Raw genomic sequence first — 15,014 nt, 5'->3', positions numbered from 1 at the left:
CTTGTCAGGCGAATGTCACATTCAAAACTCCACTAGAAACCTGATAGTTGCTAGTGGTCCTTTGGTTCTAACATTTGCAGGAACTCCCTGCCGCAACGGGATGCAAATGTTAGAATCGGACCACTAGCCTTTTGATTTGACGCGTTTTCTTCACGCGAACCGGATTCCACTTCGCTCGAAAACGCTTTGAGTGGCGTCTGCCATCCGGGTGGAATTTTGATATGGTTTCAATGGTTAAGACGTGTTCCGCCGGCAAATTGCCGGCTTTTACCTCCATGCCCCCTTTGTTTGACGTCGCGGCGGGCTATCTCATCATGAATGACCCGCTGACGCCGGCTTTGACTTGCGTCACCGGTGGTGGTCGCCGGCCTTTGATTTCGATCGGTCTTCCCCGCTCGCCATTGATCCGTTACTGAATGTCACGAAAACCTGATATTTGAGACCCATGAACAAGCTCGAAAATCCGTCGCAAATCGACGTCGCAGGCCCCAGTCCGCGGCACAGAACCACGCAGGTCATGGTCGGCAACGTCGCCGTCGGCGGCGGTGCGCCGATCGTGGTGCAGTCGATGACCAATACCGACACCGCCGATATCGAGGGCACCATCGCGCAAGTCGCCGCCCTGTCGCGCGCCGGCTCGGAAATGGTCCGCATCACGGTGGATCGCGACGAGGCCGCCGCAGCCGTGCCGCGTATCCGTGACGGCCTGCGCAAGCGCGGCATCACCACGCCGCTGATCGGCGATTTCCATTACATCGGCCACAAACTGCTGGCCGATCATCCGGCCTGCGCCGAGGCGCTCGACAAGTACCGCATCAATCCGGGCAATGTCGGTTTCAAGGACAAGCGCGATAAGCAGTTCACCGATATCGTCGAGACCGCGATCAAATACGGCAAGGCGGTACGGATCGGCGCCAACTGGGGCTCGCTCGATCAGGAATTGCTGACGCATCTGATGGAAGAGAACGCCAAATCGGCTGCGCCGCTCGATGCCCGCGCGGTGACGCGCGAGGCGATGGTGCAGTCGGCGCTATTGTCGGCGAAGCGCGCCGAGGAGATCGGCCTGCCGAAAAACAAGATGATCCTGTCGGCGAAGGTCTCGGCGGTGCAGGATCTGATCGCCGTCTACCAGACGCTGACGGAACGCTCCGACTATGCGATCCACCTCGGCCTCACCGAGGCCGGCATGGGATCGAAGGGCATCGTCGCCTCAAGCGCCGCGCTCGGAATCCTGTTGCAGCAGGGCATCGGCGACACCATCCGCATTTCGCTGACGCCTGAGCCCGGCGGCGACCGCACGCTGGAGGTACAGGTCGCGCAGGAACTGCTGCAGACCATGGGCTTCCGCACCTTCGTGCCGTTGGTCGCGGCATGTCCCGGCTGCGGGCGCACCACCTCGACCACGTTTCAGGAACTGGCGCGGTCGATTCAGGACTTCATCCGCGACGAGATGCCGAACTGGAAGGCGCAGTATCCCGGCGTCGAGCAGCTCAACGTCGCGGTCATGGGCTGCATCGTCAACGGCCCCGGCGAATCCAAGCACGCCGATATCGGCATCTCGCTGCCCGGCACCGGCGAGGCCCCGGCGGCGCCGGTCTTCGTCGACGGCAAGAAGTTCAAGACGCTGCGCGGACCGGCGATCGCGCAGGACTTCAAGGCGCTGGTGATCGATTACATCGAGCAGCGTTATGGCTCTGGCGCCAGGGCGCGGGCCGAAGCGGCGACCGCGGCGGAGTAAGATCGAAGCAGCGGGTAGGCGCTTCCCTTCTTACAGCGGCGTGTGCTTTTCCCGGTTGTCAACCACCGCTTCCTCCAGGTCAAGATCGCGCTCGATCCGGCGGCGGGTTTCGTCGGTGATCTTGCCATCGCGCAAGAGCTGGTGGAGATGCGCGCGCTCGATGCCGATGATCTCGCGCACCATGGATGCTCCCTTCGTCGCCGGTGAATGTTCGTCGCCGTTCCGCGGCGGATCTGGCAACGCCCGCATCCGCGTTTCATGTCGCGCTTCGAGAAACTTGGCGAGGCCCTCGGGCAGCTTGCGTTCGGTGATGATGGTGGTGAGCGCGCCGCGCGCAGCCTCGATGATGGTTCGCCGCGCCGCGATCTCGGCCTCACGCTCCTTCAGCGCCTCGCGGCGGCCCTGCTTCGAGACGCCGAGCAGGTCGACGACGAACGGCAGCGTCAGGCCGATGCCGAACAACGTCACGAAGATGACGCCGAAGCTCGTCAACTGGATGAGGTCGCGATAGGGAAACGCCTCGCCGCCCGGCAGCGTCAGCGGCAGCGCCAGTGCCACCGCGAGCGATACCACGCCGCGAATGCCGGTGAAGCCGATCACCACGATATATCGCCATGGCGGTGTCGGATCGCGCCGCCGGACCCGCGCGCTCAGGATACGGGTCAGGTAGCTGCCGGGGAACACCCAGATGAAACGCGCGGCGATCACGATGGCCGACGTCAACGCGATCGCGACCAGCACCTCGCCGATCGGGACCGCTTTGGCCTTCTCCATCAGCACCCGGACCTCGAATCCCATCAGCAGGAACAGCACGCCCTCGATCAGCCAGATCGCGAGATCCCAGAAGAAGATGCCTTGAAGCCGCGTCGCCGCCGGGATCAGCAGCGGTCCGTTCCAGCTCACATAAAGTCCGGCGGCGACGGTCGCGATCACGCCGGAGCCGCCGAGATGTTCGGGCACCCAATAGGCCAGATAGGGCGTGAGCAGCGACAGCAGGATTTCCACCCGCGCATCCTGGGCCCACTGGCGCAGCCGCAGGCTGAGCCAGCCGACAGCGGCGCCGAACGCCATCTCGCCGAACAGGATGAGCATGAACGATCCGGCCGCGGTCGGCAGCGAAAAGGTGCCGGTCGAGACCGCAAGCACCGCGAATCGATAGAGGATCAGCGCGGTGGCATCGTTGGCGAGGCCTTCGCCCTCGAGGATGACTAGAATCCGGTGCGGCAGATGCAGACGCTTGGCGATGGCAAGCGGCGCCACCACGTCGGGCGGCGAGACGATCGCGCCGAGCACGAAGCCGACGCCCCAGGGCAGGCCGAGCAGCCAGTGCGTCGCAGCCGCGACCGCACAGGTCGTGAAGATGACGCAGCCGATGGCGAGCAGGGCGATCGGCCGCAGGTTGGATTTGAATTCGCGCCAGCTCATGGAGACGCCGGCGGAATAGATCAGCGGCGGCAGCACCATCAGCAGCACGCTTTCGGGCGCCATTTCAACGGGAGGAAAGCCCGGCACGAAAGCCAGCACGATGCCGACCACCAGAAACACGATGGCGGGCGCCGTCACCAGTCGCCGGGCCAATGCTGCCGAAGCGGCAAGAACGGTGAGAACAAGCAGGGATGTCAGGAAGGTTTCGGTCATGGCAAGCAGAGGCCGCGCCTCGGGTGGCGTGGAACAACGGTAGGGGTCACGGGCGCTGCGGCGGAGCGATGGCCGCGCCGAGGCAGCTGGTGGGAGCGTATTGGGCGGGCGGATCGATCGCAACGGGGCGCTGCGGCCGGCCCGGCCGGTTGAACGTTTTGCGGGTTGCCGGCGTCTTATTCCGGTGTGGAACGATCCGACATGGAGGAATGTACCCGTTCTGCCGATTGTGAGCTGATTCGCAAAGCCGGGCCTTGATTTCAGGCCAGCCCGCAATCGTGATATAAATGAACGATCAGGACCTGCCGCCATGAGCTTGCGACGATATTTCGGTTTGTTGGGATTTTTGTTTGTCGCGGTCCCGGTGCTGGCCTGGCAGCCGGCCTCGGCGGCAAGCCGCGTGGCGCTGGTGATCGGCAACTCGGAATACCGCAACGTTCCGCAACTCGCCAATCCCGACAACGACGCGGCCGCTTTCGCCCGGATCATGAAACAGGCGGGCTTCGATGTGGTCGAGGCTCGCCATGACCTGACCGGGGCCGATATGCGGCGGGCGCTGCGCGACTTCGGCGACAAGGCGCGCAACGCCGACATGGCCGTGATCTACTATGCCGGCCACGGCATCGAGGTGGAGGGCACCAACTATCTGATTCCGGTCGATGCGGCGCTCCAGCGCGACACCGACGTCTACGACGAGGCGGTGTCGCTCGATCGCGTGCTGGTCGCCGTGGAATCGGCCAAGCAGTTGCGGCTGGTGATTCTCGACGCGTGCCGGGACAATCCGTTCAGCAAGACCATGAAGAAGGTCGGCATGCGCTCGGTCGGCCGCGGCCTCGCCAAGGTGGAGCCGACGTCGCCGAATACGCTGATCGCCTATGCGGCCAAGGCCGGCTCGACCGCCGCCGACGGTGACAGCAAGAATAGCCCGTTCACCGACGCGCTGGTGCGCCATATCGCGACACCCGGTCTCGACGTGCGCAAGGCGTTCGGCTTTGTGCGCGACGACGTGCTCAAGCTCACCAACAACCGGCAGGAGCCCTACGTCTACGGCTCGCTCGGCGGCGAGGACGTGCCGCTGGTGCCGCTCAAGGCCGCGCCGGCAGCTCCCGTTGCCGATGCGCGCGCCGACGTTCGCCGCGATTACGAACTGTCGCTGCAACTGGGGACGCGCGCGGCGTGGGATACGTTCCTGAAGAGCTATCCGACCGGCTTCTATGCCGACCTCGCCAAGGGGCAGCTCGACAAGATCGCCGCGGAAGATGCGCGTCTTGCCGCGACTGCGAAAGCGCGCGAGACCGCGGAGGAAAAAACGCGCCTTGCGGCCGAAGGCGCGAAACAGGGCGAAATGGCCAAGGCGGCCGCCGCCGCCAAGGGTGCGGAAGACGCCAGGATCGCCGCCGAACAGGCGAAGCGGATCAAGCAGGCGAAAGTCGATGCGGCGGAGCAGGCGCGCGAGGCGGCGGAGCGGGCCGCCGGCGCACCCGATTCCAAAGCGACGGCAGACCTGGCCATGCAGGCTCGCAGCCCGGGCCGGGCCGATGCACCTTCATCGGCCTCCGTGCCGACCTCTCCCCGGACGCCTGCGCAGCAGCAGACGGCTTCGCTGTCCCCGGCCGAGCCCGTGGCGCAGCCGGCTTTGTCAGCCATTGCGATCAACAAATCGGTGCAGATCGAATTGCGGCGTGTCGGCTGCTTCAACGGATCGGCCGACGGCGAGTGGGGCAAGGCATCCCGGCTCGCGCTCGAAAATTTCAATCGCCATGCCGATGCGAAGCTGGACGTGAAGGTCGCCAGCCTTGATGCGCTCGGCATCATCAAGGGCAAGACTGCGCGCGTCTGCCCGCTGATCTGCCGTCATGGCTACAAGGCCGATGGCGATGCTTGCGCGAAGATCACCTGTGGCGAGGGCAAGGTGCTCAATGACGACAACGAATGCGTCGCGCGGAAGGAACGCAAGGCGCCTTCCGCATCGCGCGAGCGCGATGATCGCCGCCCCCGCCGCGCCGGCCGCGGCAGGTTCGACGATGAGCTGGCTGCGCCGACGGCCGCTGCGCCCAGTCTTCGGAGTCGCACAAGCGCGAGGCCCGAGCAAGGCGGCATCGTTTGCGACGATCGCACCTGCCGTCAGATCAAGCGCGGCTGCCGGATTGAGTTCCGCACCACCGCGCAGGGCGGCGGCATCCTCGGTGGCGGCAGCAATGTGGAGATCTGCAACTGACGGGCGCGTGTCAGGTCAGAGCGCACTTGCCGCGATGTTGACCATCAGCGCCAGCAGCGCCGTGTTGTAGACGAACGAGATCACGCCATGCGCGGCTGCGGTGCGGCGGATGATCTTGTCGGTGATGCCGACATCGGAGACCTGCGCGGTCATGCCGATCACGAAGGAGAAGTAGACGAAATCCCAGTAGTCCGGGTCTTCGGGCGTATCATCCTTGCCGCTGGGAAAGGCAAGGCCACCGGGTTTGGCCGCGCGATAGTATTCGTACGCGTAGTGCAGTGCGAAGGTGGTGTGGACCGCCGCCCATGACAGCGCGATGGTGAGCGTCGCCAGCGCCAGCTCCGGCGCGCTGTGGTCGTGGTTGCCAAGCTCGAATACGATCGCGGCAATGCTGGCGAATGCGCCGGTCGCGGTCACCAGCAGGATCACGAAGCGGCCGTCGTCCTGAATGCGGGCGTTGCGGCGGATGTGGGCGAGACCGCTGCCGAACGCCACGGTGAAGACCAGGATGAGATAGAGCGCGGCGAAAACGTCCCAGCCGATCAGCAGTCGCGTCCCCGGCCGCAGCGAATGCGGCAGCAGAAAGTACGCGCCGACGCCGACGGCGATGGCGATGAAGGTGCGCAGCCGGGCGTAGACCACGCGCACCGGCCTCGGCATCCTGCTGAAGCGAAGCAAGAATTCCTCGTCGGTATCCTTGCCTGCCATCGCGTCCTTCAGTTCTTGCGGTCGGCGACGAAATGCGCGGCGGCGCGCAGCACGTCGCCACGCGCACCGAAGCCTGCCAGCGCCTCGTCCGCCTTCGCCAGAAGATCGCGGACGCGTTTCTTTGCGCCGTCGATGCCGAGCTGGGTGACGAAGGTTGTCTTGCCGAGCGCGGCGTCGGCGCCGGCGGGCTTGCCGAGCGCCGCCGCATCGCCTTCGACGTCGAGAAGGTCGTCGGCGATCTGGAAGGCTTCGCCGAGCGCGCGGCCATACGTATCGAGCGCCTGATAATCCTTCTGCGATGCCTGGCCGAGCAGCGCGCCGGCGATACAGCCGAAGCGGAGCAATGCGCCGGTTTTCATCTGCTGCAAACGCGCCACGTCCACCGGCTCGCGGTCCCCGAAGCGGCCCTCGCCGGCGAGATCGAGCATCTGTCCGCCGACCATGCCGCCGATGCCGGCGGCGCGCGCCAGTGCGCGCGTCAACGCCAGGCGTACGGCCGGGTCCTTGTGGACCTCGTCGCGGGTGATGATGTCGAAGGCGAGTGTGAGCAGTCCGTCGCCGGCGAGGATCGCGGTGGCGTCGTCGGTGGTCTTGTGCAGGGTGGGGCGGCCGCGGCGAAGATCGCTGTTGTCCATCGCCGGCAGGTCGTCGTGGATCAGCGAATAGCAGTGGATGCATTCGAGCGCGGCGCCGGCCAGCAGCGCGGCGTCGCGCGGTACCGCGAACACCGCCGAGCTTTCGACCACGAGAAACGGCCGCAACCGCTTGCCGCCGCCCAGCGAGGCATAGCGCATGGCATCCATCAGTCGCTTCGGCCGCGCGATCTCGTCGGGCAACACCGTTTCGGCCAGCAACTTGCCCAGCAGGGCCTCGGTTTCGTCCGCCGTCCTGTCGAGGCGTTCGGCGAAATCGGCGGATGAAAGTCCGGACGTCATCAAGAAGGGCTCCAGGAATAGAACAAGATAGAAAAACGATCTGGGTCGCTGCTTTTGCCATTCCGGGCATCGCGACGCGACGAACCCGGAATCCAGTATTCGCGGATTTCCCTCGTGTTACCGGATTCCCGATAGCCGCTGACGAGGCTTGGGAAATAACAACCAGGCGCAACGGCCCGTTTAGGTCGATCGGGCCGGACAATCCTCCATGACACCGGCTTCGTCAATTCCACCCGATCCGGCAATATGCCGGCCGGCTGTGTTATGATCTGCCAAGAAGGAGTTTTCGATGCCCGCTTTCGCGGTTCTCAGAATCGTCCATCGCCATGTGGTGAACGGTCTGCGTTGCGGCTCCGGTGAGCCCGTCTGCCGGCTCATTGTCGAAGGCGCGGCTGCCTGATGCGGCGGGCGATCCGTGTCACGCTGCTGGCCGTCGTCGGCCTGCTGCTTTTGCCCTATGTGCTGACGCCGCTGTACCGGACCGGCCATCCGGTCTCGACGCTGATGATATGGCGCAAGCTCTCCGGCGCGCCGATGTCGCGGCAGTGGATCGATTTCGCGGCGATCTCGCCGGCGCTGCCGCGCGCCGTGATCGCGTCGGAAGATGCAAAGTTCTGCAGCCATCACGGCATCGACTGGGATTCGCTGCGCGAGGTGATCGATGATGCCGAGGACGGCGAGGTGAGGCGCGGCGGGTCGACCATCACCCAGCAGGTCGCAAAAAATCTGTTCCTTTGGCCGGGACGCAGCCTGGTCCGTAAGGCGCTGGAATTTCCGCTGGCGATGTGGATCGACGCCGTCATGCCCAAGCAACGGATCCTCGAAATCTATCTGAATATCGCCGAATGGGGCCCGGGCGGCCAGTTCGGGGCCGAGGCCGGTTCCCGCTATGCTTTCGGGCGTTCCTCCTCTAGCCTGACGGCGCGGGAAGCCGCGCTCATGGCGGCAATCTTGCCCAATCCGGTCAGGCGCAGCGCCCGAAAACCGGGGCCCGGGGTGCGCCGGCTGGCTGGAACCTATATGGTCCGGGCACAGGCCGCCGAACTGCGCATTTGCTGGCGCGAGCCCTAGCTTTGGCGGTTTCCTTCCATTATAAGCCCCGTCTTACAGCATTCAGCTCGTGCATCCGGGCCGGCGCGCCTGCTCCGGGCGGTGCCCGGATAACCCGACAACAACATCCTGCAAGGACACCGATATGGCCGTTCCAAGAAGAAAAACATCGCCTTCGCGGCGTGGCATGCGCCGTTCGGCGGACGCAATCAAAAAGCCGACCTATGCCGAGGACAAGGATTCCGGCGAACTGCGCCGCCCTCATCATCTCGACCTGAAGACCGGCATGTACAAGGGCCGTCAGGTTTTGAAGGCCAGGAGCGACTCCTGATCCGGTCTCATTCCAGGCTTTCGGGGCGGGCATCGCAGGTCCCGAATAACCCGGAATAAGAATTAAGAGGAGCAAGCAAGGTCAGGTTGGATTCGGCGCGAATTCAACCCTCCCGCTTGAATGACCGAGGCCTCGCCGATGTCCGTGATCGGTTTTCCGCTGCTCCTTATTCCTCTCGCGATCTGCAACATCATCGTCTTCCTGATGCCGGGCGTCCTGCTGACGGAGCCTGTTTTCACGTTGACGCTGGTCTCGGGCGCGGCATGGCCGGTGACGCTCGGCGACGTGCTGCTTGCGCTCGGCATCGTCCTGTTGCTGTTCGAGATTATCAAAGGCTCCCGGGCCGGCGGCAAATACCTCACCGACCATGTGCTGGCGCTGGTGGTGTTCGGCGCTGCCGCGGCGGAATTCGTGATGTTGCCGCAATTCGGTTCATCGACCTTTTTCATGCTGACGCTGCTGGCGCTGGTCGACTTCCTGTCCGGCATCGCCTTGCGGTCGCGGCGACCGGCCCGCGCGAAGGTCGCTCCCTCGCAACCAGCGGCCGAAGCCTCAGCGTCCGAACCGCGTTTCGATCCGCCGCCCGTTTCCGCGCCGGCATCTGTTTCGCCGCCTGCGCCTGCGTCCGGCAGTCCAATGGGTGCGCCGATCGCCCAATCGCCTCCCAACAGCGCGCCCGAGCCGGTGGTCGTTCACCTTGAGACCGCTGCGGACGTGCGGCCTCCGGACATTCCGGCCGACATTCAGCCCGCCAGCGCGACACAGACGCCATCGGGCGAGCCCCCTAAATCCAAGCCAAACCTGCCCTGACGAATCGGGCGAGGTGGATCACGTTTATGATCTCGGATCGATCGATCTTAGGATCAGCGTGATCTCAGATGACGCGCAGCAGCCGCGGAGCCGGAGGCGCGTTGTCCAGGTTCTGCTCGTTCGTTGAATGATAGGCGGCGCGCGCGACCGCCGGCTCGGCGCGGCGCAACACCCGCGTCTGGGGACTGTGCTGCGCCGTGGCGATCAGTTGCGTGACGAAAGACGCGTCATGGCGCGCCGTGGCTCGCGAAATCGGCGGGCGCTCGATAGGCGCGATCACGGATACCTCCGCGACGCCGGCGGGTCTTGTGCGGGTGGGTCTTGTCGCGATGTCATTCTGCCGCGCGTTTGCGGCGCTGGCAGCGATCCGGTCGGTTTGCATGATCTTCATCTTTATTCCGCTCCGGCAGCATGTGCTGTTTCGGGACACCGGGTCCGCGTTTGCCATCGGCCTCGCAAGGGCCGTGCCGGGATCATTGAGGCTCCAGCGGTCCGATTCCGGCGGCAAATGACCGGCTCTGCGGGCGTTTATGAGCTTTGCCTTGGGGGCGGAGAGGTCCTATGCTTTGAGGGAATCACCTGTCCGCGTCCCAGAATGAGGCGTTCGTGACGTCCGCTAGCTCACCGGCAGCCAAGTCCTCGTCTGGCGCAAGCACGCCGCAGATTGCTGACGGGCCGCCCGGCCGGCCCGAGGTCTCATCCATTCTCGCCGCGCTCGGTCGGGCGGCCTTCGTCTGGGATGTCGCCAGCGATGTCATGACCTGGACCGACGGGGCGGCATCGATCTTCCAGGACATCGAGCCGACCTCGTTCGCAACCGGCGCCGGGCTGGCCCGGCTGATCGAGCCTTCGGGGTCGATCCGGGCCGACATCCTGCGGGCCGCGACTCATGAGCGGCGTCCGGGGGAGGGCGTGGTCTACCGCATCGAATACGGGGTGCGCGCCAGCGCCTCGGCTCCGGTGCTCTGGATCGAGGAATCCGGTCGCTGGTTCGCCGGCGCCGATGGCAAGGCGATGCGCGTCGAAGGCATCGTGCGGCTTGAGAACGAGCGGCGCGCGCGCGACGAGCAGCTTGTCATGTTGTCACGCAATGATGCCCTGACCGGCGAACTCAACCGCACGCATCTGACCGCCGCGCTCGCGGCTGCGATCGAGGAAGCTGTGCGCTACCGGTCGTCGTTCGCTTTCCTGCTGCTGGGAATCGACCACCTTGCGCGAATCAACGACGCCTTCGGCTTCGATGTCGCAGACGAGGTGATCGGCGACATTGCCAGGCGTATTCGCGCGCGCCTGCGCGGCGGCGACGTGCTCGGCCGTTTCTCCGGCAACAAGTTCGGGCTGATCCTGATGAACTGCGCGAGCGAGGAGGTGAATGTCGCCGCGGAGCGGCTTCTGGCCGGCATTCGCGACGAGATCGTACCGACCCGGTCCGGTCCGGTCTCGGTCACCGCCTCGATCGGCGCGATCCTTGCCCCGCGTTACGCGCGCACAGCCGATGAAGCCATCAATCGCGCCCAGGAAGTTCTCGAAGCTGCCAAAAGCCGCCGCAGCGGGTCGTTCGCGGTGTGGCGGCCGGACGTCGCGCGAGACGCGCAGCGGCGGACCAATATCCGGGTCACCGACGAGATCGTCACCGCGCTGAACGAGCGGCGTATCCTCACCGCCTTCGAGCCGGTGGTCGATGCGCGCACGCGCGAACCGGCGTTCTACGAATGCCTGGTGCGGATGCGCCAGCAGGACGGGCAGTTTCTGCTCGCGCCGGATGTGGTGCCGGTCGCCGAGAAGCTCGGCCTGATCCGCCTGGTCGATCATCGCGTGCTCGAGCTTGTGATCGCCGAACTCGCCGAAGCGCCCGGCGTCCGGCTCAGCATCAACATCTCGCCGGAAACCACGATGGACGACGACTGGTGGGCGGCGATCGAATCCTTGATGCGCGCCCACCCCGGCGTTGCCGAACGCCTGATCGTCGAGATCACCGAAACGGTGGCGATTCAGGATATCGACGACGTCAGGGAATTCGTCACGCGGTTGAAAAACCTGGGCAGCCGGATCGCGATCGACGATTTCGGCGCCGGCTACACCTCGTTCCGCAACCTGCGCAAGCTCGGCGTGGACATCGTCAAGGTCGACGGCGCGTTTGTGGAAAATATCGCGCGCTCTCCCGACGATCGGGCTTTCGTGCAGACGCTGATCGATCTGGCGCGGCGGCTCGATATCAAGACGGTGGCAGAGTGGGTTCAGGATGAGCAATCCGCTGTCATGCTGCGTGACTGGGGCTGCGACTACATCCAGGGGCGGCTGATCGGCCTCGCCTCGCCGGCGCGGCCCTGGAGCGGCTCCGAGGCCATCCCGGCGGCGTGACATCGACATGCGGCGGTGGGACATGCAGCGGGCGGCTCCGCGCGTCTGCTGTGGTGTCGTTAGGTGGCGTTGACGCGGCGGAAGCCGTTCCACATGGCGGTGGCGGCGCCCGATGTCAGCACCGGCAGGACGCGCGCGGTCTGATAATTTCCGTTGAGGGAAATTCGCGGCAGCGCCGTCGCATGCTCCGCATTTTCCGGAAAGATCATGCCCGGCCGCGTGGTGACGGCGGTCTTGAAACTCGCCGCTTTCGCAAGAGCGAACTCGCGCGGCCCCGCAGCGTCGCGGTCGCCGTAGGGATAGGCGAGGTGGACCACGGGGCGCTGCAAGACCGCTTCGATCCGCGCCCGGCTGGCTGCGATCTCATGAAGCGCCTGCTGCTCGCTTTGCTTCGCGAGGTTGCAGTGGCTGATGGTGTGCGCGCCGATCGTAACCAGCGGGTCGGCGGCGAACGGCTTCAGCTCGTCCCAGGACAGGCACAACTCCCGGCTGATAGCGGCCTCATCGACGCCATGGCGTGCGCACAATTCGCTGATCGCGGGCGCGATGTCGCGATCGTCCGGAAGCCCGCGCAGGAGGTCGTGGATTTGAGTGAACGCAGCCTGCTTGTCTTCGACCGTGCGGGTGTCGAGATGTACGGAGGTGTTTCCGATCGTGCTGTCGATGCGATCGGCAACCGCGATGATGCGTTCGAGCGTGACCCACCAGATACGACCCGCCCCGTCCGCGAAGTCGCTCGCGACATAGACCGTGAGTGGCGCGTCGTATTCGCGCATCACCGGTAGCGCGAAGTCGCGATTGTCGCGATAGCCGTCGTCGAAGCTGAAGCAGGCGAACCGTCGCGAGAAGTCGCGTTCGCTCAAGCGACGATGCATCTCGTCGGCGGTCACGATATCGATTCCGCGCGAGCGGACATGGGCGAGCGTCGTGCGCAGGAATTCAGGGGTCACTTCCAGGTGACGATTGGGCTGGAACGGATTGTCTCGGCGCGGCCGCACGTGGTGCAGCATGAAAATCGTTCCGATGCCCGCGAACATTGGTCGCAGCAGGTGATGAGCGCCGCTGAAATACAGCGCCTCAAGCCCGGTGCGGATGACGGCGTTGCGGAGTTGCTTCATCGAGTTAACCGGCCGACCTTGTCGCTGATGACATCTTTAGTCGGAAACGGTTGAAGAAACGGTTATCCGAACCTCCCGGCCGCGGCGACGAGGCTCCCGCCCCATTTCCGGTTTGACAGTCCGGCAAGGGTTTGTTTTCTCTTCATTTCCAGCACGCCGCCGGCCGAATCGGCAGGCGGCCTCGCCGGTGCGCGCTTGGGTTGCTGGGCCGGGATTGCGCGATCCGGTCCGCCGGCGCGGCGGCAGGTTTTGCGCGACACAGGATATCGGATGCGCGGACTCTTCAGGTGGAGCAGCAAATGGTGGCCGGGCGTCATCCCCCTTGTCATTCTTTGGGCGTTGGCCGCCTGGACCACGACAGGTCCGCTGGAAGCCGATCTGAGCGCGCATGCCGACGCCGCGCTCAAGGGCAGCGTTCTCGACAAGACCACGATCAGCGCCGCCGGCCGCGATATCACGTTCTCCGCCGAGGCGTTTTCGGAGCAGGAGCGCAGCAGCGCATTGGCCTCGGTCGAGGCGGTGCCGGGTGTACGGCTGGTCAACGATCATACCGCGCTTGTCGCCGAGGCGAGGCCGTTCGTCTGGACCATCGAGCGCGATGTCGGCAAGGTGACGCTCAGCGGCAATGCGCCGTTGCCGGTGGTCAGGAATAAGCTGCTGGATGCCGCGCGTGCGATATTTTCCGGCATCGACATCGCCGACCACATGAATTTGTCGCGCGGCGCGCCGCCGCGTTTCGAAACGGCGGCCGCATTGCTGATCGGCGAAATCGGCAAGCTCAAGACCGGCAAGGCCACGATGTCAGACATGACGGTGACCCTGTCGGGCATGGCGCGTGAACTCGGCGGCCGCGAGGCGATCGCGGCGGCGCTGAAAAACCTGCCGGAGGGATATTCGGTCACCAACGACATTCATGCTCCGCCATATATCTTCGAGGCCAACAAGGATCCGGTTGCCGCGACGCTGACATTGACCGGATATGTGCCCGACAATGCCGTTCATGCTGCGATCGTCGCATCCGCCGGTCGCAAGTTCGGCGAGAAGGTCGTCGACAAGCTCAAGGCCAGTCTCGGTGCGCCGGCCGGTTTTGATGCCGTCGTCACGCGAGCGCTCGGATCGTTGTCGCGGCTGTCAACGGGGAGACTTGTCGTCTCCGACCGGGACGTCGAGCTTTCCGGCGATGCGCTGTATGATGCGGCGGCAAGGCAGCTCCGCGCCGATCTGCCCAAGGACCTGCCGCGTGGCTGGCAGGCGAAGCTGGAAGTGTCGGTCAAACCGGCGGCGGCTCCGGTCGATCCGGCGGTCTGTCAGCAATTGTTCGCCGATCTGCTGGGCAAGCGCACGATCCAGTTCGAGACTGGCCAGGCCACGCTGGATCCGGATTCCATCGGCCTGCTGGATCGGCTGACGGAAACCGCGCTGCGCTGTCCGACGGCCACGATCGAGATCGTCGGCTACACCGACAGCGACGGCGATCCTTCCTTTAACCAGACGCTATCGGAGCGTCGCGCGCAGGCTGTCGTGGATTACCTCGTGAAGGCCGGAATGCCCGCGGACCGATTCAAGCCGGTGGGTTACGGCAGTGCTCAGCCGATCGCCTCCAACGACACTGACGAGGGCAAGGCGAAGAATCGCCGCATCGACTTCATTGTGAGGCAGTAAGGACATGGTCTACTTGGCGGAGTTTCACTGGGGCTGGCTCGCTGGATCGTTGCTGCTAGGCTTCGCCATGGGCTGGATCGCGGTGGTCCATCGCGGCCGGGGGGTTACGAAGCGGGTCATGCAGGTGCTGTCCATATTTGTCGCGGCGCTCGTTGTCGCGGCGGTGACGCATGTGGTTCCCGGCCGGTTCGGCTACTGGCTCGACCTTGGTTTGGCAATGTTTGGGGCCTATCTTGTGGGGTGCGCTATAGGCTCGTGGTTGCGCGATATGGTTGTATCGCGCCAGGCGGCCTCCGGCGAACCGCCGGGACGCTCTTGATTTGTTGAAACAATATTCTGATTTGTTGAAATAAAAGGCTTTGTTAACGCTGACGGAATTCCATTAGAGCATGATCCCGAAAAGTGGAAACCGGTTTTCGGAAAAGATCATGCTCGAACAAAAAGA

The 15,014-nt window shown here is 64.7% G+C and carries 13 protein-coding genes; 8 read left to right on the top strand and 5 right to left on the bottom strand.

The window, feature by feature from the left end:
- Positions 1-445: 445 nt before the first annotated feature.
- Positions 446-1,738, top strand: coding sequence for a flavodoxin-dependent (E)-4-hydroxy-3-methylbut-2-enyl-diphosphate synthase (ispG, locus tag BGO16_RS02330; protein WP_292616934.1), 1,293 nt, complete (start codon positions 446-448; stop codon positions 1,736-1,738).
- Positions 1,739-1,768: 30 nt separating this feature from the next.
- Here ispG and BGO16_RS02325 read toward each other — a convergent pair whose 3' ends face one another.
- A complete protein-coding gene (locus BGO16_RS02325) occupies positions 1,769-3,376 on the bottom strand; it encodes a Na+/H+ antiporter (RefSeq protein WP_292616932.1) in 1,608 nt (535 codons plus the stop codon).
- A gap of 310 nt (positions 3,377-3,686) precedes the next feature.
- On the opposite strand from BGO16_RS02325, the gene BGO16_RS02320 reads away from it, so the two are divergent.
- Positions 3,687-5,594, top strand: coding sequence for a caspase family protein (locus BGO16_RS02320; RefSeq protein WP_292616927.1), 1,908 nt, complete (start codon positions 3,687-3,689; stop codon positions 5,592-5,594).
- 15 nt (positions 5,595-5,609) lie between these two features.
- On the opposite strand, the gene BGO16_RS02315 is transcribed toward BGO16_RS02320, so the two are convergent.
- Positions 5,610-6,302 (bottom strand): DUF1345 domain-containing protein, encoded by a 693-nt coding sequence (locus BGO16_RS02315; RefSeq protein ID WP_292616925.1) that lies wholly within the window; start codon positions 6,300-6,302, stop codon positions 5,610-5,612.
- Positions 6,303-6,310: 8 nt separating this feature from the next.
- Positions 6,311-7,237, bottom strand: a complete 927-nt coding sequence (locus tag BGO16_RS02310) for a polyprenyl synthetase family protein (protein ID WP_292616922.1) — start codon at positions 7,235-7,237, stop codon at positions 6,311-6,313.
- A gap of 399 nt (positions 7,238-7,636) precedes the next feature.
- On the opposite strand from BGO16_RS02310, the gene mtgA reads away from it, so the two are divergent.
- The 3 genes from mtgA (at position 7,637) to BGO16_RS02295 (ending at position 9,428) form a co-directional block, all read left to right on the top strand.
- The gene (mtgA, locus tag BGO16_RS02305; RefSeq protein WP_292616919.1) at positions 7,637-8,308 is read left to right on the top strand and encodes a monofunctional biosynthetic peptidoglycan transglycosylase; all 672 of its coding nucleotides are present in this window, start codon (positions 7,637-7,639) and stop codon (positions 8,306-8,308) included.
- A 124-nt stretch (positions 8,309-8,432) separates the two neighbouring features.
- Complete coding sequence (rpmF, locus tag BGO16_RS02300; RefSeq protein WP_292616917.1) at positions 8,433-8,618, top strand: 50S ribosomal protein L32; 186 nt, start codon at positions 8,433-8,435, stop codon at positions 8,616-8,618.
- Positions 8,619-8,756: 138 nt separating this feature from the next.
- Complete coding sequence (locus BGO16_RS02295; protein WP_292616915.1) at positions 8,757-9,428, top strand: hypothetical protein; 672 nt, start codon at positions 8,757-8,759, stop codon at positions 9,426-9,428.
- 64 nt (positions 9,429-9,492) lie between these two features.
- On the opposite strand, the gene BGO16_RS02290 is transcribed toward BGO16_RS02295, so the two are convergent.
- Positions 9,493-9,819, bottom strand: a complete 327-nt coding sequence (locus BGO16_RS02290) for a hypothetical protein (RefSeq protein WP_292616912.1) — start codon at positions 9,817-9,819, stop codon at positions 9,493-9,495.
- Between the two features lie 272 nt (positions 9,820-10,091).
- On the opposite strand from BGO16_RS02290, the gene BGO16_RS02285 reads away from it, so the two are divergent.
- The gene (locus tag BGO16_RS02285; RefSeq protein ID WP_292616946.1) at positions 10,092-11,789 is read left to right on the top strand and encodes a bifunctional diguanylate cyclase/phosphodiesterase; all 1,698 of its coding nucleotides are present in this window, start codon (positions 10,092-10,094) and stop codon (positions 11,787-11,789) included.
- Positions 11,790-11,848: 59 nt separating this feature from the next.
- On the opposite strand, the gene BGO16_RS02280 is transcribed toward BGO16_RS02285, so the two are convergent.
- Positions 11,849-12,907, bottom strand: a complete 1,059-nt coding sequence (locus tag BGO16_RS02280; protein ID WP_292616910.1) for a polysaccharide deacetylase family protein — start codon at positions 12,905-12,907, stop codon at positions 11,849-11,851.
- A 270-nt stretch (positions 12,908-13,177) separates the two neighbouring features.
- Between BGO16_RS02280 and BGO16_RS02275 the strand changes: the two genes are divergently transcribed.
- Entirely contained in the window at positions 13,178-14,569 is a 1,392-nt protein-coding gene (locus BGO16_RS02275) for an OmpA family protein (protein WP_292616908.1), read from the top strand.
- Between the two features lie 4 nt (positions 14,570-14,573).
- A complete protein-coding gene (locus BGO16_RS02270; RefSeq protein WP_292616906.1) occupies positions 14,574-14,888 on the top strand; it encodes a hypothetical protein in 315 nt (104 codons plus the stop codon).
- The last annotated feature ends 126 nt before the right edge of the window (positions 14,889-15,014 follow it).

This window comes from Nitrobacter sp. 62-23 (genome assembly GCF_001897285.1).
Taxonomy (GTDB): Bacteria; Pseudomonadota; Alphaproteobacteria; order Rhizobiales; family Xanthobacteraceae; genus Nitrobacter.
The sequence above is the reverse complement of the archived record's forward strand: the minus strand, read 5'-3'. Positions and strand labels throughout refer to the sequence as shown.